15 protein-coding genes and 1 tRNA gene are annotated in these 17246 nt (G+C 37.0%); 14 read left to right on the top strand and 2 right to left on the bottom strand.

The window, feature by feature from the left end:
* The first annotated feature begins 62 nt into the window (after positions 1-62).
* The 3 genes from feoB to AC1WHX_RS04230 all read left to right on the top strand — a co-directional run bounded on the left by feoB (position 63) and on the right by AC1WHX_RS04230 (position 2782).
* The gene (gene feoB, locus AC1WHX_RS04240; RefSeq protein WP_303116533.1) at positions 63-2447 is read left to right on the top strand and encodes a ferrous iron transport protein B; all 2385 of its coding nucleotides are present in this window, start codon (positions 63-65) and stop codon (positions 2445-2447) included.
* A gap of 15 nt (positions 2448-2462) precedes the next feature.
* Positions 2463-2639 (top strand): FeoB-associated Cys-rich membrane protein, encoded by a 177-nt coding sequence (locus AC1WHX_RS04235; protein WP_009316778.1) that lies wholly within the window; start codon positions 2463-2465, stop codon positions 2637-2639.
* A gap of 72 nt (positions 2640-2711) precedes the next feature.
* A tRNA-Cys gene (locus AC1WHX_RS04230) sits at positions 2712-2782 on the top strand.
* A 343-nt stretch (positions 2783-3125) separates the two neighbouring features.
* On the opposite strand, the gene AC1WHX_RS04225 is transcribed toward AC1WHX_RS04230, so the two are convergent.
* A complete protein-coding gene (locus tag AC1WHX_RS04225; protein WP_122337809.1) occupies positions 3126-4310 on the bottom strand; it encodes a hypothetical protein in 1185 nt (394 codons plus the stop codon).
* Positions 4311-4441: 131 nt separating this feature from the next.
* On the opposite strand from AC1WHX_RS04225, the gene AC1WHX_RS04220 reads away from it, so the two are divergent.
* Positions 4442-4912 (top strand): hypothetical protein, encoded by a 471-nt coding sequence (locus tag AC1WHX_RS04220; RefSeq protein ID WP_022599481.1) that lies wholly within the window; start codon positions 4442-4444, stop codon positions 4910-4912.
* On the opposite strand, the gene ppk1 is transcribed toward AC1WHX_RS04220, so the two are convergent.
* Positions 4899-6968 (bottom strand): polyphosphate kinase 1, encoded by a 2070-nt coding sequence (gene ppk1, locus AC1WHX_RS04215; protein ID WP_303116530.1) that lies wholly within the window; start codon positions 6966-6968, stop codon positions 4899-4901. The two genes, AC1WHX_RS04220 and ppk1, sit on opposite strands and share 14 nt — an antisense overlap.
* 183 nt (positions 6969-7151) lie before the next feature.
* On the opposite strand from ppk1, the gene AC1WHX_RS04210 reads away from it, so the two are divergent.
* The 10 genes from AC1WHX_RS04210 to AC1WHX_RS04165 form a co-directional block, all read left to right on the top strand.
* Positions 7152-7445, top strand: a complete 294-nt coding sequence (locus AC1WHX_RS04210; protein ID WP_009316782.1) for an HU family DNA-binding protein — start codon at positions 7152-7154, stop codon at positions 7443-7445.
* The gene (locus AC1WHX_RS04205) at positions 7435-8667 is read left to right on the top strand and encodes an HU family DNA-binding protein (RefSeq protein ID WP_122337813.1); all 1233 of its coding nucleotides are present in this window, start codon (positions 7435-7437) and stop codon (positions 8665-8667) included. Before AC1WHX_RS04210 ends, AC1WHX_RS04205 begins: the two co-directional genes overlap by 11 nt.
* Positions 8668-8847: 180 nt before the next feature.
* On the top strand, positions 8848-9843 hold the full coding sequence (locus AC1WHX_RS04200) for an AAA family ATPase (protein ID WP_009316784.1): 996 nt from the start codon (positions 8848-8850) through the stop codon (positions 9841-9843).
* Between the two features lie 28 nt (positions 9844-9871).
* Entirely contained in the window at positions 9872-10741 is an 870-nt protein-coding gene (locus AC1WHX_RS04195) for a DUF58 domain-containing protein (protein WP_009316785.1), read from the top strand.
* A 35-nt stretch (positions 10742-10776) separates the two neighbouring features.
* A complete protein-coding gene (locus tag AC1WHX_RS04190; RefSeq protein ID WP_302545275.1) occupies positions 10777-11811 on the top strand; it encodes an LPXTG cell wall anchor domain-containing protein in 1035 nt (344 codons plus the stop codon).
* Entirely contained in the window at positions 11808-12791 is a 984-nt protein-coding gene (locus tag AC1WHX_RS04185; RefSeq protein WP_022599473.1) for a vWA domain-containing protein, read from the top strand. The genes AC1WHX_RS04190 and AC1WHX_RS04185 overlap by 4 nt, the downstream gene beginning before the upstream one ends.
* 11 nt (positions 12792-12802) lie before the next feature.
* Positions 12803-13828, top strand: a complete 1026-nt coding sequence (locus tag AC1WHX_RS04180) for a vWA domain-containing protein (protein WP_122337814.1) — start codon at positions 12803-12805, stop codon at positions 13826-13828.
* 48 nt (positions 13829-13876) lie between these two features.
* Positions 13877-14647 carry a tetratricopeptide repeat protein gene (locus AC1WHX_RS04175; RefSeq protein ID WP_031258029.1) on the top strand — a complete coding sequence of 257 codons (771 nt, stop codon included), beginning with the start codon at positions 13877-13879 and terminating at the stop codon, positions 14645-14647.
* Between the two features lie 30 nt (positions 14648-14677).
* The gene (locus AC1WHX_RS04170) at positions 14678-15463 is read left to right on the top strand and encodes a BatD family protein (protein ID WP_122303611.1); all 786 of its coding nucleotides are present in this window, start codon (positions 14678-14680) and stop codon (positions 15461-15463) included.
* Positions 15464-15488: 25 nt separating this feature from the next.
* A partial coding sequence (locus tag AC1WHX_RS04165; protein WP_481228878.1) for a BatD family protein occupies positions 15489-17246 on the top strand: 1758 nt, incomplete at its 3' end.

Raw genomic sequence — 17246 nt, 5'->3', positions numbered from 1 at the left:
AATCAGAATAAATAGTGATCTTTGTAACGCAAATTAGGTATAACTTAAAAAATAAGAGTAGTATGCGTTTATCCGATCTGCAAACTGGTGATGAAGCTGTAATTGTCAAAGTTTTGGGACATGGAGCTTTTCGTAAACGTATTACAGAAATGGGATTTGTCAGGGGGAAAAAGGTTTCTGTTTTATTGAATGCTCCGTTAAAAGACCCGATTAAGTATAAAATTTTAGATTATGAAGTTTCTTTAAGGAGAAGTGAAGCTTCTATGATAGAAGTTCTTACGGAAAATGAAGCTGTAGATTTGGTCTCTTGTGAAGATCCTAATGTGCTTCAAAACGATGATGTTATCGGAAAAGCGGTGGTTCGCTCGGGAAAAACGATTAATATAGCGCTCGTGGGGAATCCTAATTGTGGAAAAACCTCTTTGTTCAATGTGGCATCTGGTTCACACGAACATGTGGGAAATTATAGTGGAGTAACGGTCGATGCAAAGAAAGGATATTTCAATTATAAAGGGTATCATTTTAATATTTATGATTTGCCGGGGACATATTCGTTGTCGGCATATTCTCCTGAAGAACTATATGTGCGTCGTCATATATTTGAACAAACTCCCGATGTTATTGTAAATGTCGTTGTCGCTTCTAATTTAGAGCGGAATTTATATCTCACTACCGAGCTTATCGATATGGATCTCAGTATGGTTATCGCTTTGAATATGTATGATGAGTTGGAGCAAAGTGGGGCAGTACTGGATTATAAGACATTAGGTGAAATGATCGGAGTACCTATTGTCCCCACAGTTTCGCGTTCGGGCAAAGGAATCGATAATTTGTTCGATACGATTATTCGGGTATATGAAAATCAAGACTTGACCGTGAGGCATATACATATCAATCATGGGAAAGTAATTGAGTCGGGTATTAATGTGTTAAAAGAAGAATTGAAGACCGATCCTCAAATAAAACAGCATTTCTCACCTCGTTATTTGGCGATAAAACTTCTTGAAGGTGATAAAGAGGTTGAATCTATATTGAAAGATAAGGCAGATTATAATGACTTGATTACATTGCGAAATAGAGAGGTGCAGCGCATTTCAAAAACTTTGGGAGAAGACGTGGAAACTGCGGTTTCTAATGAGAAATACGGATTCATTTCGGGTGCTTTGAAAGAGACCTTAATTCCTGGAGATAGAGAAAAAGCTCGTACCACTCATATAATAGATTCGTTGGTGACGAATAAGCTTTTCGGTTTTCCGATTTTTATTCTATTGATGTGGGTTATGTTTGAAGCAACCTTCAAATTAGGGGCGTATCCGATGGAGTGGATCGAATCCGGAGTTGCATGGATAGGATCTTTGGTGGAAAGATATATGAGTGACGGCCCATTGAAAGATCTGATTGTGGATGGTGTTATTGGCGGAGTAGGAGGTGTTATTGTTTTTCTTCCGAATATATTGATATTGTATCTTTTTATTTCCTTTATGGAAGACTCGGGATATATGGCCCGCGCAGCTTTTATCATGGACAAGATTATGCATAGGGTAGGGTTGCACGGTAAGTCTTTCATTCCGTTAGTTATGGGTTTTGGGTGCAATGTTCCCGCAATTATGGCATCTCGTACGATTGAGAGTCGCAGTAGTCGGCTTATTACTATTTTGATAAATCCTTTTATGTCTTGTAGTGCACGTTTGCCTATATATGTTTTATTGATCGGAATATTTTTTCCTGATCATGCAAGTCTGGTTTTCATAGGACTTTATTTGTTAGGTATTATTGTGGCTATCATTACAGCACGTTTATTGCGGAAGTTCTTGTTTAAAAAGGATGAAACACCTTTTGTTATGGAATTGCCACCTTATCGGATTCCCACGGCAAAAGCCACTTTACGTCATATGTGGGGAAAAGCTGAACAATATTTGAAGAAAATGGGTGGATTGATATTGGTTGCATCTATTATTATCTGGTTTTTAAGTTATTATCCGAGAACTTCTATTTCAGATACAGTGAATGCAACTGTAGAAGAAAGTTTTGTTCAGCAACAAAATTCATACATTGGGAAAATAGGACAATTTATCGAGCCGGTATTAGAACCGCTCGGATTCAATTGGAAAGTCAGTATTGCTCTTATTTCCGGTACAGCGGCAAAAGAATTGGTAGTAAGTACTATAGGTGTTTTGTATTCTGAAGGTGCTTCAGAAGATGATGCAACATTGTCGGCAAAACTTACTGCACCTAATCCTCAAACGGGGCATCCAGACTTTACTCCATTGATTGCAATTAGTTTTATGGCATTCGTTTTGCTATATATTCCTTGTATTGCTACTATTGTTGCGGTGGCTAATGAAGCAGGGAGTTGGAAATGGGGGTTATTCACGATTATTTATAATACCGGAGTTGCTTGGATTGTCTCTTTTTTGATCTATAATATCGGGAAATTGTTTATATAAAAAGAAAGGGTATATATGAATCAGAATATAATTGTCGGGATTATCGGTATATTGGTAGCTTTATATTTATTGAGAGCTATTATTCGATTTATTCGTAAAGATAAAAAGTCTGCATCTTGTTGTAGCTGTTCGGGTTGTGGAAAGAAGAGTGATTGTTGTAAAGACATTTTGGAAGGAAAGGTCTCTAAATAATGAAATAAAATTCTCATTTGTCTTGCAGATTAAAAAAAATGCATTACCTTTGCAATCGCAAATGAGAAATAAGGTTCCTTGGCCGAGTGGCTAGGCACCGGTCTGCAAAACCGTTTACGGCGGTTCGAATCCGCCAGGAACCTCAATAGAAGCTCTAAAGTTGTTGAAAATCAATACTTTAGGGCTTCTATTGATTTTTTAGGGGACGGGAATGGGGGCGACGAATTAGTAAAATACAAAAGTCAGACAATCAAAAAGGTGAAAATATCACAACGGTTATTTCTTCTATTCCTTTCTCTAAGGTCCTGTCTAAATTTTACTCGGGTCAGAGTTGAGAATCTCTTTTGAAGAGGTTCTACAATGATCTTCCGATAGATATGTTGATCCTGCATTACCTTATGGATATGGAATATGTGATATGGAAAAGGCTTTTTATTTGGCTGAAGAAATACGACATATTGATTATCGGTGACATGTATCTATATATTATTTTCCTATAGGTTGTATGTCTTTACGTATGTTTCGGGATATTTCCAGGAGAGTATAGAATTTCTTTTTACTTTCTATAGAGATTTTATTTTCTTCGTACCGTTTATTGGCATATTCTTTTGACTTGTTAAATATCGTATATGAAATTTCGTTTTGGCTTTTTCCTACCATAGTCGAGTCTAATTGTTCTTCAGGGAAAAAATCATCTAAATTGACATCACCTATCATTGTAGTTTCTAAAAAATTTTTTTTCGTGTGGCTTTTATCCAGATAATATCCCACGAACATGTGACCGGGCATTCTTACCAAGATCGGATCTATATTGATTGCTTTCAGTAATGAGGCAAATAAAACGCTTCCGTCCACACAATTTATTTGAGCAGATTCCAATACATCCTCGAATAAACGTACTCGTTGAGAAAAGACTACATTTGAAGACAAGCTTGAAGAAGATATAGAACTATATTTCAAATTTCGTTTTTGCAGAGCATTCCAGATTGCATAAACTTGTTTTTCTACATACTTTCCCTGATATTGATAACCGAGAAACCGGTTTACTATGCGTGTATTTAATGCTTCTCTTAAAATAATATCGATCATCGGATGGTCTTCATTTACATAAGCTGCAAAAAATATTCCGGTGTCATGGAATTTTTGTTTTTCATCGATATAACCCAATAGACATTCGTTTATACTCCTTACAGACATGGTTTTAACATGTCTTCCCATTTTCTTGTAGTTCATTTCGACCTGTATTGCTACACTGACAGGAGAGGGCTGTATGGCCTGTTTTAAAGCATCGTATTTCCAAATAATATCCGGATATATCCTATATTCGGTTTTAGGTTTTTCCAAGATAAATTCAGAAACCGATTCTTCAAAAAAAGGTGTCGCACCTACTGTAATTCTGACTTTGCTATGAGGTTTTCCCGATTTTATGAGAATTGCAATTCCCGATTTAGGATTTCCTAAATATGCAGTATCTGCCGGAACGACAATTTGTGTGTCGGAAACCGCAACGGAAAGAATAGCCGAAGGAAATATGTTTCCCCCTAAATCATCGACAATCTCGAATGTTGTATGTTCATTGTTATAACGATACCAGAATAGTCCGGCAATCATCAAAAGAAGGACAGAAAGTATGATCGTGGATACTATCCATGGATTCTTCTCTTTGCTCATTTTAGTCTATTTTAATCTGGGAACAAAGATAACAATTCTGGTTCAAGAAACTCTTGTAGATTTTCTTTTAAATGGGATGAGATAAACATTATTGATTTTTTATCTGTTCTAACTTTCAAAATAACGGAATTATGGATAAAATCGCAATGCAGATACGTTTGGTAAAAATAGAGGAATTGTCTTATAGAGATAAAACAAAATTGGGAGAAGCTTTGAAAGAGCCTGTTTTTGTAAAATTGTTATTGAATATATTACCTGATATTGGTCGAAATATCATAGAACTAATTGTCGGTGTAGTGTATCATACGAATTCTGAAGATTTGCTGACTTATGAAATCAAATCAACTTTCGAGGTAGGAGAAATGGAAGCGGTAGTATGTGTTCGGGATTATAGTGTTTCTGTAGCTCCCGAACTGTTGAGTATATTGGTCGGGGTTTCGATCGGCACTTTGAGGGGAATGCTGGTTTTAAAAAGTGCAGATTCGTTTTTTGGTAACTACCCACTGCCGATAATTAATATTACAGAACTTATCGCTTCCTTACAAACCGAAACGGTAAAACAATCCTCTTATTTCCCGTTTTTTAGATTCAGATATGAGTAGTAGATTCGGCTTCATTTTTTAGAAGTTCGTATATTTCTTGTTGAGCTCTTACCGGTTTTTCAGAATTTTCGACTACAGGAATATTTTGTAGATTTTCATCGATAATACAGGCCTGAGTATTATCCTGTAATTGAAGTCGTAATATCTTTATGATTTTTTGTTTTATCTGTTCATTTGTGATGGGAAATGCAGTTTCTATCCGGCGACTCAGATTCCTTTTCATCCAGTCGGCAGAGCTTAGGAAAACTTCCTCTTTACCATCGGAGTTAAAGTACCAAATGCGGGTATGCTCCAAAAACTTGTCGATAATGCGAATAATTTTTATGTTCCGGCTATATGGCTGGTTGGGAACGAGGCAACAGATGCCTCGAATAATTAAATCTATTTTTACTCCTGCTTCACTGGCATCATATAATAATCTGATCATTTCTTCATCTTGTAGGCCGTTCATTTTCAAAATGAGATATGCCTGTTTTCCCTGCCTTGCGAGTTCGATCTCGCGGGCTATTTTTTCTTTTAATGAAGAAAGCATGTTAAACGGAGATACAATTAATTGCTCGAAATGAGGATATGCGGTTTTACCTTCAAGGATGTTGAACAATAAATTCAAATCTTGTATCAGTGTCGTATTATAAGTAAACAAGCCCATATCAGAATATATCTTGGCTGTTTTTTCATTAAAATTTCCGGTACTCAAATAAGCAAAACTTTTTTCAATATTTCCACCTCTTTCCGAACGGCGTAGAATCAATGCCACTTTTGCATGAACTTTCAATCCGGGAGTACTATATATTATTTTTATTCCATATTTTTTCATTCGTTCAGAAGTGGCGATATTGTTTTCTTCATCAAATCGGGCTTTCAACTCTACGAAGACCGTGACTCTTTTCCCGTTTTTCGCAGCAGTGATAAGAGCATTTACTACTGCCGATTCCTCAGCAACCCTATATTGGGTGATCTTTATCTCATCGACTTTAGGATCATAGGCGGCTTCGGTAAGGAAACGGATTAGATAGTCGAACGATTGATAAGGGTAGTGCAATAAGATATCTTGGTTTTTTATGACCTTGAACATCGAACCTGATCGGTCGAATAGAGCAACCCGCATGGGGGAGAATGTTCGGGATGAGAGACTGGGAGAACCTGGATTAGGAAGTTTGATAAGGTCTTCCAACGTCAAATAACGTCCGGCCGGAATACACTGAGATTCCGGGATATGATATGTTTCACATAAATATTGGAGCATATCTGCCGGCATTCTATGATTGTAAACCATGCGGTTTGCTCTTCCCGTTTTTCTCTTTTTTACGCTTTTTTGGATCTCTTTCACCAGATCATAATTCCGATGTGGATCGATTGAAAAGTCTGCATCTCGGGATATTCGAATACTATAATAAGAATCTACGATAAATCCCGGAAATACGATGTCTAGATTGTATCCGATTGCATCGTCTATGAACATCAAATAATGAGTTTCTCCGATAGACGGAAGAGAAATGAATCTGGGGACTTTGGAAAACGGAATTTTTATTAGAGCATAACATAGTTCGGCATTGCTTTTTTTATAAAGTTTTATGACCAAATAAAGTCTGTTATCCCGCAAAAAAGACGAAATATCATCTTTTAAAATTAGAACGGGTTGTAAAAAAGGGAATATTTCGTCATAAAAATAGTTTCGGATAAAAGCTCGGTGCATTTCTATTATAGGTTGTTCTCCTTGGTATAAAATGATATTATTTCGGGCGAGTTCCGGTAATATTTCATCTCGAAATATAAAAAAGAAATCTTGCATTTGTCGACTTACCTCTTTGTTGATTTCATATAGAGTCGCTTTTGCGCGAGATTTTAGCTCGGGTTCGCTGTTTTCCTGAGCAATGGTTTGACGATATTCCGATATGCGTATTTTGTAAAATTCCTCTAAATTCGAAGAGAATATAGATAAAAATTTAATTCTTTCGAATATTGGTAATTTCTTATTTTGGGATTCTGATAGAACCCGATAATTAAAAGATAACCAACTGATATCTCTTTTAAAAAAAATTCGATTCTCGTCCATCCGTGTAAACTTTTATATCAGATAGGTAAATATAAGATTTATTTCGTTATTTTGTATCCGATTTTTTGAAAATAATTAAACAGAGTGTCGAGATATTTTGTTTTGTCTTAATGAAAGATGATTATTTTGAAAAACCGAAAAAAAAGTGTAATATAGCATCCGAATTGTTTAAATAATGGTTACGTGGAACATAAACAATTTATAGAAGAACTTCAAAGCAGATTGGGAAAAGATAAAAAAGAAATAGATAATCTTTTTTCAGATATGTTGCAAATATTAAAAGATCGTTGCGGCCAGATGGATACATTGTCTATACAAGGATTCGGGACTTTTGAGCCTCGAAAAAAAATGGAACGGGTATCTGTAAATCCGGCAACCGGCAAGCGAATGCTCATTCCCCCCAAAATAGTATTGGGTTTTAAACCGGGAACGGTAATCAAGAATCGATTAAAAGATATTTCTGGAGATGAACAATAAAATAACTATGCCCGATTTGGCGGATCTTCTTGCTCAAAAGGCCAAATGTACCAAGAAAGATGCAGAACTCTTTTTAAGGGAGTTCTTTGGGTTGGCATCTGAAGTTATCTCCAAAGGAGAGTCTTTGAAAATTAACGGATTAGGTGTTTTTAAAGCTATCTGGGTAGAGAAAAGGGCTAGTGTCAATATCCAAACAGGATTACCTTTTGAAATCCCCGGACATTATAAATTGACTTTTACTCCGGATAAAAATCTTAAAGAAGCAGTTAACGCTCCGTTCGCTTGTTTTGAAGCGGAAATCCTTCCTGATGATGTTATGACCGATGCCGTCTTGACAGAGGAGGAAGATGAGGAGAGCGAAGATCTTTTGGATTTTGATGAGGATGAGGTCGGTGTGATAGATGGCGATGAAGCTGCAACGAAAACCACAACTTCAATTTCTCATGAAGATCGTGACGAAGAGGAAAAATATTCTTCATCGAAATCTGAAAGTGTTTCGGAATCTGTTAATGAGGAGAAAAATACAGATAAAAAGGAAGTTTCATTACAGCCTTTGCAGAAGTCTGTCCGGCCTGAAAATGTAGATATAGAAGGTGAATTTAGACGCCGTACCAAAATGGGGTATATTTCAGGATTTCTGTCAGCTTGTCTTCTTATTTCATTGTTCGCTTTGGGTTGGGTATATTTTGATAAAGCAGATTCGTATAAAGAAGTGAATCTGACAATGCATCCTGTAACTTTTACCATAAAAAAGAATAAAACGGACGTAAATGAGAACAAAGATTCTCTGTCAGTTGTTGAAACGATGGTAACAGATTCTATAAAAGCGACGGCAGTAATGAAACGGAAGTCGAATGCGGCGGATGAAGTTGCAAAGCAAAGGAGTGATGTCCGAGATGAAGAAAAATGTCAGAAAGTTGATTCGACAGATTTGCAACAACATCAAAAAGAAATAGAAGAACCGAAAATTCCGGTTATTGAAGTTGTAAAGCCCGGTATTTTTTTGACAACTATTTCGTTAAAACATTACGGACACAAGACTTTTTGGGTTTATATCTATGAGGAAAATAAAATGAAAATAAAAAACCCGAATAATGTTCCGATTGGTACGGCCTTGATTATTCCCGATCCGGATAAATATGGAATAAATTCGGGAAATAAAGAGTCTGTTGATAAAGCAAAGGCTCTCGCGGCGGAAATATTGAAAAGATATGAAAAATGATCTATAATAGCCTAAGTCGTCCGTTGGATTCAGCCGGGCGACTTAGTTTTTTTTAATATATAGTTCTTTCTTTTTTAACATCTAAATTGTTAAATGTAAAAGCAACATGGCTACTTTTGCAACGTTACATAGAATAAAATAAACCGATAACTATAAATAACTCATTTAAAAAGAAAAAATATGAGTCAAACAGTTGATATTCGAGAACTTAATGAACTTATTGCCAGCAAAAGTTCTTTTGTCAATATGATTACAATGGGTATGGATCAGGTCATTGTGGGTCAAAAACATCTTGTGGATTCTCTTTTAATCGGATTGTTGTCTAACGGACATATTTTGTTAGAAGGTGTTCCCGGATTGGCAAAAACATTGGCTATTAAGACACTTGCTTCATTAATTGATGCTAAGTATAATCGTATTCAGTTCACTCCCGATTTACTTCCGGCCGATGTGATCGGTACGATGGTATATAGTCAGGCAAAAGAGCAGTTTCAAGTAAAGAAAGGACCTGTTTTTGCAAATTTCGTTTTGGCAGATGAAATAAACCGTGCACCGGCAAAAGTACAAAGTGCTTTGTTAGAGGCGATGCAGGAACGTCAGGTGACAATCGGAGAGGAAACTTATAAACTGGATGATCCGTTTCTTGTCTTGGCTACTCAAAACCCGATCGAACAAGAAGGTACATATCCTCTGCCTGAAGCACAAGTTGACCGTTTCATGTTGAAGGTAATCATAGGTTATCCTAAAAAAGAAGAAGAAAGATTGATTATCCGTCAGAATATATCCGGAGAAAGAGCCAAAGTTCAACCTGTATTAAAGGCTGAGGAAATTATCGAGACGCGTAATATTGTCCGGAAAGTATATATAGATGAGAAAATCGAACGTTATATCGTTGACATCGTATTTGCAACTCGTTTTCCTCAAGACTATGGTTTGGGAGATATAAAGGACATGATTTCATTCGGGGCTTCTCCACGTGCATCTATCAATCTGGCTTTAGCAGCTCGCTCGTATGCATTCTTGAAACAACGGGGATATGTGATTCCTGAAGACGTTCGTGCTGTGTGTCATGACGTGATGCGGCATCGTATCGGTTTAAGTTATGAGGCAGAAGCAAACAATGTTACGTCTGAGGAGGTGATCAGTGAAATATTGAATAAGGTAGAAGTTCCCTAAATTAAGAATATTCCGGAGATTATAACGTATGGAGACGACAGAATTATTAAAAAAAGTCCGCCAGATCGAAATAAAGACGCGGGGACTATCCCGTAATATCTTTGCGGGGCAGTACCATACGGCTTTTAAAGGGAGAGGTATGGCCTTTTCCGAAGTTCGGGAATATCAGTTTGGAGATGATGTCCGGGATATCGATTGGAATGTAACAGCCCGCCATCATAAACCTTATATCAAAGTTTTTGAGGAAGAGCGGGAATTGACAGTCATGCTGCTTATCGATGTTTCCGGTAGCCGTAATTTTGGTGCTGTAGGTGAATCGAAAAAGGAGGTGATGACCGAGATTGCCGCAACATTGGCATTTTCTGCAATACAAAATAACGACAAAATAGGAGTCATCTTTTTTTCAGATCAAATAGAGAAATTTATTCCGCCGAAAAAAGGAAGAAAACATATCCTCTATATTATTCGGGAGTTAATTGATTTTCAGCCTGAGCATACGGGTACGAATTTATCTTTGGTATTAGAATATTTGACTAATGCGATCAAGAAAAGGTGTACGGCATTTTTCATTTCGGATTTTATTACCGAAGAAAATTTTAAAAATGCTTTATCGATAGCCAACCGTAAGCATGATGTTGTAGCTGTTCAGGTGTACGATAAGAGAGAGTCCGAACTTCCGAATGTCGGATTGATGAAAATGCAGGACTCCGAACGGGGTGAGGAAAAGTGGATCGATACTTCTTCCAAGAGAGTGAGAGATACATACTCTCAATGGTGGTCTCAACGTCAAGATCGTGTGTTGGATGCTGCTCGCAAGAGCAGAGTCGATATAACTGCTATCGCTACGGATGAAGATTACGTATTGGCTTTGATGAATCTGTTTAAGCATAGGGGATGATAAGCTTTATAACGGATAAAAATAGAAATTCTGAGATGAAAGATATTTATAAGGAATTATTGATGAAGTTTTTCGCAATGGTGTCGGCTATCTTTATAGTTTGTCCGGTTTTTGCCGGAGACCCTGTCGTTCGAGCTCGGATGGATTCGGCATCTATATGGATGGGAGAGCAGACGCGGATACATCTGGAACTCGTACAGGATAAAAATAAAATGATTTCTATGCCGGTTTTAAATGATACATTGGTTACCGGAGTAGAAATATTGAATGTTTCGAAGCCTGACACCGTGTTGTTGGGCAATGATCGCATTCAAATCAATAGAGATATTTTAGTAACCTCTTTTGATTCGGGTTTCTATTATATACCGCCATTTCGGTATATTTTAAACAATGATACATTTTCTACTCAGACATTGAGTTTGAAAGTCGTTCCGGTAGAAGTTGATACGACTCAGGCTGCAATTGATATAAAAGGAGTACAAGAGCCTCCGTTTGTATTGTTCGATTATATTTCGGATACACTTCTTACAATTATAGGTATCATTATTTTATTGGCTTTGATCGTTGCCGGATATCTTTATTATAGGAAGAAAAAGAGACCCGAAGAGAAGACTGTTTCTCCGGAGGATCTGTTGCCTCCACACGAGCGCGCATTAAAAGCTTTGGCGGTTTTAAAGGAAGATAAACTTTGGCAGAATGGGCAGGAAAAAGAGTACTATACTCGGTTAACTGAGATTTTGCGTGAATATATTGATGATCGTTTTCATATTAATGCAATGGAGATGACATCATCTCAGATTTTGTCTGTTTTGCGTTCTAATAAAGAAACTAAAGCTGTTGATACACAGTTAAAACAAATTTTGGAAATGGCTGATTTTGTGAAATTTGCAAAAATGAGACCACTTCCGGATGATAATGAAGCAACAATGCGGGATGCAATAACTTTTGTTGAAGAGACGAAAGTCGTTGAAGAACAGCCCTCTACAAACGAAGAGAAAAAAGAAAACGGAGTACAGGTCGATGAAGATAAAACCTCTATATCCGGTTCTGATAAAAAAGATGAATTATGATATTTGCGAATCCTCTATATTTATGGTTGTTACTTTTGCTTCTTCCGGCAATAGTCTGGTATATTATGAAGCAAAAAAAAGCCCAAGCCTCATTGCAGGTTTCGTCAACTTTCGCTTTTGATAAATTGCCGACGACTTATAAGGCTTATTTGCGACATTTGCGTTTTATTTTGCGTTTAGGCGTTGTTGCATGTGTGATTGTAGCGTTGGCCCGTCCTCAATCGACAGATAAGTGGGAAAACCAAACGACAGAAGGGGTTGATATTGTCGTCGCTTTAGATATATCGACAAGTATGTTGGCACGAGATTTTAAGCCCAATCGTATCGATGCGGCAAAAGATGTTGCGGCACAATTTATAACCGGGCGTACGCATGATAATATCGGGTTGGTAATATTTGCAGGAGAAAGTTTTACAATGTGTCCGATGACTACAGACCATGCCGTCTTGTTGAACTTATTGAAAGATGTTCAGTGCGGTATGATTGCCGATATGACAGCCATCGGAGACGGACTCGCAACAGCTGTAAATCGTATTAAAGACGGTCCGGCAAAGTCGAAGACGATAATATTGTTAACAGATGGTACTAACAATGCTGGGGATATTGCTCCGGTTACGGCTGCACAGATTGCAAAATCGTTCGGTATTCGAGTATATACGATTGGAGTAGGGACACAGGGAACTGCTCCGTATCCGGTTCAGACCCCGTATGGTATCGAATATCAGAATATTCCAGTAGAAATAGATGAAGTTACTTTGAAACAAATTGCCTCTACTACGGGAGGAGAATATTTCAGGGCTACGAATAAAGGTGTTTTGAAAAATATATTCTCAGAAATCGACAAGTTGGAAAAAACAAAATTGACGGTAACAGAATTTAGCCGTAGAGAAGAGAACTTTATGCCGTGGGCAATGATGGCTCTGATTTTGTTGATTTGTGAGATTGTTTTGAGAAATACTCTATTAAGAAACATTCCTTAAATGATTTGATTATGTTTCGATTTGCACAACCAGAATATTTATATCTTCTTCTTATAGTACCGCTAATATGGGTGCTTTACTTTTATAGTGTGTACAAAAAAAAGAAAAATTTGGCAAAGTTTGGTCATGTAAAAACACTTGAACCTTTAATGCCGGATGTTTCAAAATATAAACCTGGAACAAAGTTCTTTTTACAACAGTTGGCATTGATTGTTTTGGTATTTTTGATTGCCAGACCTCAAATGGGAGCAAAAGTGGAGACTGTGAAAAAACAAGGTGTAGAAATAGTAGTGGCGTTGGATGTTTCTAATTCGATGTTGGCTCGTGATATTAATCCGAGTCGTTTGGAAAAAGCCAAGATGATGTTATCTAAGTTGGTTGATGAATTGGATAACGATAAAGTCGGATTAATCGTGTTTGCCGGAGATGCATATACGCAATTACCGATAACTTCAGATTTTGTTTCGGCAAAAATGTTTTTGTCCAGTATCGATCCCAATATGGTTCCTACTCAAGGGACAGCAATAGGAAGGGCGATTAGTTTGGCAATGAATTCGTTTACTCCGGATGAAAGTGCCGATAAAGCGATTATCGTGATTACAGATGGAGAAAATCATGAAGATGATGCGGTTGCAATGGCTGCAGAAGCTGCAAAAAAAGGTATTCGTGTGGATGTGATCGGAATAGGTTCTCCACAAGGATCTCCTATTCCGATGAGTAATGAAAGTAGTGATTTCAGAAAAGACAATGAGGGAAATGTTGTCATTACTAAATTGAATGAACAGATGGGACAAGAAATTGCTAAAGCCGGAGAGGGTATTTATGTAACGGCGGATAATACGAACAGCGCTTTGCGGGCTCTGACCAGCCAGATAAAAAAAATGAAAAAATCAGATATCGAAAGTAAAGTATATTCGGAATATGACGAACAGTTTCAAGGACTTGCTTGGATTGTACTTTTGTTGTTGCTGGTTGATATTTTTATTTTAGATCGGAAAAACGAGTGGATGAAGAAATTTAATTTCTTTACTAAATAAAATTGTTTTTGGTCGATAAATGGACCGGACACTTAAAACGGAAAGGTTATGAAATATATAATAATGATAGTTTCATTGTGTTGTTTTACCGTACTTTCTGCTCAGAATTCGGCAAAAGAACCTATGTCCTCAAGTAAAGAAGTAAATAAAAAAGCTGAACGAAACAGCATTCGTGGCGGAAATAAACTATATTCCGATGAGAAATATACCGAATCGGAAATTGAGTACAGAAAGGCATTGGATGCCAATCCCGACTCATGGATGGGAATGTATAATTTGGGAAATTCATTGTTTCGTCAAGGAAAATATGAAGCAGCTTTCGAACAATATAAAAAAGCGGCGACATTGGAAACCGATAGTATAAAAAGTGCTCAAGCTTGGTACAACATGGGAAATGTATTTATGCAGGATAAAAAATATGCTGAGAGTATAGATGCGTATAAAAATGCATTGCGGCGTAATCCGAAAGATGACGAAGCACGCTATAATTTGCGTTTGGCTCAGTTGCTTTTAAAGAAACAACAACAAGACCAAAAAAATCAGGATCAAAATAAAAATCAGAATAAGGATAATAAAGACCAAAAAGACCAAAATAAAGATAATAAGGACCAAGATAAAAATCAACAGCAAAATCCTAAAGACAATAAACAGGATAAGAAAGACCAGGATAAACAACAATCATCTTCTCCTCAAATGTCTAAAGAAAATGCACAACAGATATTGGATGCTATGCAGCAAGATGAACGGAATACTCAAGAAAAAGTCCGTAAAGCTATGATGCAACAGCAGAAACGAAAGAAGACGGACAAGGAATGGTAATGATAATGTAAAGATTAAAACTTATTCGGCATGATAAAAAAAGCAAAATTCACTGTGTTCATATTTTTTCTCATAAGTGTTGCGACTTATGGAAGAAATAATGTGCGTTTTGAATTGATTGTTCCGGAAAAAGTTTATTCAGGTCAGGAATTTACGCTGATTTTTCGTCTTGAAAATGCTGAAGGACAAGATTTCAGAGCTCCGGAGTTTAGCGGATGCCAAGTAATAAAAGGACCTGTAGTTTCTCGTCCTTCACAATATATAATGGAGTGGGGAATAGGCTGGTCTCAGAGTTATACAGATTATACATATATCTTGAAAACCGATCGTAAAAAGAAGGTGAAAATAGGTTCTGCAACAGTCAGAGTTGATGGAAATTTATTGAAGACTACCTCACGTACGATTTTACTTGACAAATCCACGGAACAAGAATATTCTGATAATGTTATATCATTTATAGCTGTTGTCCCGGAAAAAGTAGAAGTGGGGAAAACATTTAAGGCTGTTTTTGTTTTAAAAAATGCTCAAGGAGAAAATTTTAATCTTCCGATAGTAAAAAATTGCGAATTGGTTTACGGACCAGAGGTTTCTCGCAATGGAGGTTTTTCGTTTTGGGGGCGTACTCCGATCGAAACGGTATATACATTGATATTGAAGGCAAAGAAGACCGGAAAAGTTAAGTTCCCTTCTGCTTCAGTAGATGTAAATGGTAAGGTTTTGAAGACAAAAAAAGTAAAAATAAAAATATTGCCGGAGAGTGAAAAAACTCGTGAAAAGAGGTTTAATGAAGCTCAACGGAAATATCAGTCTATATAAGTAATAAAAAATAGTATATATAAAAATGAAAAAATTATTTTTCATAATAGCGGTTTTTTTCAGTACTATTTCATCCGGTTTTGCTGATGGGGTGAAATTTTCTGCTTCGGCGCCGGGACAGGTTATTAAAGGGCAGACATTCCAGATAACATTTACGTTAATCAATGCAAATGGTCAAGATTTAAGAGTCCCGGAATTTCCCGGATGTAATGTTCTTTTTGGTCCGGCAGTTTCTCAAGGGTCGCAGTTTACCAGTATAAATGGAAAAACAACAACTCAAACAGAAGAATCTTACACTTATACGTTAAAGGCGATTAAAGAAGGAACTTATAAGATAGGATCTGCAACTATTCGGGCAGGCAGAAAACAATTGACATCCAATACTCTCAATTTAAAAATTTTGCCTCCGGATAAAAATTCCGATGCTGGTTCTGATGATGACAGGGAATATGCACCTTCGGCTCAGAGTTCTGCAGGAACAGACGCAACGACATTTGCCCGTTTGATACTTTCAAGAACAAAGGTATATGAGCAAGAAGCTATATTGGCAACTATAAAATTATATACCAAAGCTGCCAATATGGGACTTGAGAATTATACTTTTCCGAGTTTTGACGGCTTTGTAGTTCAGGATATGCCGATTCAGAATCCTCAGTTTGAGTTAGATCACTATGACGGAGCTAATTATACGACAGTTGTGATTAAGAGAGCTTTGTTATTTCCTCAACGTTCGGGGAAAATAACGATTAATCCCGGTAAATTCGATATGGCATTACAGGTCGTTCGTCCTATGAGAGGACCTTTCGGTATGATGCGAGGTTTGCAGGAAGTAAAAAAGACAGTGCGTACACAACCGGTTACGGTAGAAGTATTGCCGTTGCCTGCAGGAAAACCGGCCTCATATATGGGAGCAGTAGGAACATTTACGGTTACATCTTCTATAAATAGAGAGAATTTGAAAACCAATGAAGCCGTAACTGTAAAATTGCAGATCAAAGGGGTGGGAAATCTTAAATATGTAAAGAATCCGGAGATCAAATTCCCTGCAGATTTTGAGGTTTATGATCCAAAGATTGATGTGAAAACTCAAAATACGACGTCCGGAGTAGAAGGTGTCCGCACGATAGAATATACAGCTATCCCTCGTAATGCAGGAGATTTTGTTATTCCGGGAATTGATTTTTCATATTTCGACGTTCATTCGAATAGCTATAAGACTTTGACAACGCCGGAATATCATTTAAAAGTAGAAAAAGGCACAGGCGGTTCTTCATCTCAGATCTCCAATTTTACGGATAAAGAAGCTTTGCAAATGTTGAATCAAGATATTCATTTTATTAAAACCGGAAATTTGCATTTGCAAAAATCTCCGTCTATTATGTGGGGAAGTACGGGATATTGGCTGTGGTATATTTTGCCTGCATTGTTTTTTATTATATTTGTAATTATCAATCGGAAGCAGGCTCGGGAGAATGCAAATGTTACTTTAATGAAAACGAAGAAAGCCAATAAAGTAGCGACTCGAAGGTTGAAAGCTGCGGGAAAATATTTAAAAGAACATCAAAAAGAAGCGTTTTACAATGAAGTCCTGCAGGCTGTATGGGGATATTTGAGCGATAAATTAAGTTTACCGTTATCAGAATTGACTCGGGATAATGTGGCTACCGAATTAGCTAAATATGGAGCAAGTGAAGATTTGGTAAATCATTTTATGGAAATATTGGATACCTGCGAATTTGCTCAGTATGCACCTTCCCAATCAGACAGTGCAATGGATAAACTG

This window comes from Coprobacter sp. (assembly GCF_982436375.1).
This window is presented reverse-complemented; position numbering and strand designations above follow the sequence as displayed.

Excerpts from the sequence above, each read along its gene's own strand:
- AC1WHX_RS04170 (WP_122303611.1), top strand. The coding sequence starts at position 14,678 with ATGATAAAAAAAGCAAAATTCACTGTGTTCATATTTTTTCTCATAAGT.
- AC1WHX_RS04220 (WP_022599481.1), top strand. The coding sequence starts at position 4,442 with ATGGATAAAATCGCAATGCAGATACGTTTGGTAAAAATAGAGGAATTG.
- AC1WHX_RS04180 (WP_122337814.1), top strand. The coding sequence starts at position 12,803 with ATGTTTCGATTTGCACAACCAGAATATTTATATCTTCTTCTTATAGTA.
- ppk1 (WP_303116530.1), bottom strand. The coding sequence starts at position 6,968 with ATGGACGAGAATCGAATTTTTTTTAAAAGAGATATCAGTTGGTTATCT.
- AC1WHX_RS04205 (WP_122337813.1), top strand. The coding sequence starts at position 7,435 with ATGAACAATAAAATAACTATGCCCGATTTGGCGGATCTTCTTGCTCAA.
- AC1WHX_RS04235 (WP_009316778.1), top strand. The coding sequence starts at position 2,463 with ATGAATCAGAATATAATTGTCGGGATTATCGGTATATTGGTAGCTTTA.
- AC1WHX_RS04200 (WP_009316784.1), top strand. The coding sequence starts at position 8,848 with ATGAGTCAAACAGTTGATATTCGAGAACTTAATGAACTTATTGCCAGC.
- AC1WHX_RS04185 (WP_022599473.1), top strand. The coding sequence starts at position 11,808 with ATGATATTTGCGAATCCTCTATATTTATGGTTGTTACTTTTGCTTCTT.
- AC1WHX_RS04225 (WP_122337809.1), bottom strand. The coding sequence starts at position 4,310 with ATGAGCAAAGAGAAGAATCCATGGATAGTATCCACGATCATACTTTCT.
- AC1WHX_RS04175 (WP_031258029.1), top strand. The coding sequence starts at position 13,877 with ATGAAATATATAATAATGATAGTTTCATTGTGTTGTTTTACCGTACTT.
- AC1WHX_RS04190 (WP_302545275.1), top strand. The coding sequence starts at position 10,777 with ATGAAAGATATTTATAAGGAATTATTGATGAAGTTTTTCGCAATGGTG.
- AC1WHX_RS04195 (WP_009316785.1), top strand. The coding sequence starts at position 9,872 with ATGGAGACGACAGAATTATTAAAAAAAGTCCGCCAGATCGAAATAAAG.
- feoB (WP_303116533.1), top strand. The coding sequence starts at position 63 with ATGCGTTTATCCGATCTGCAAACTGGTGATGAAGCTGTAATTGTCAAA.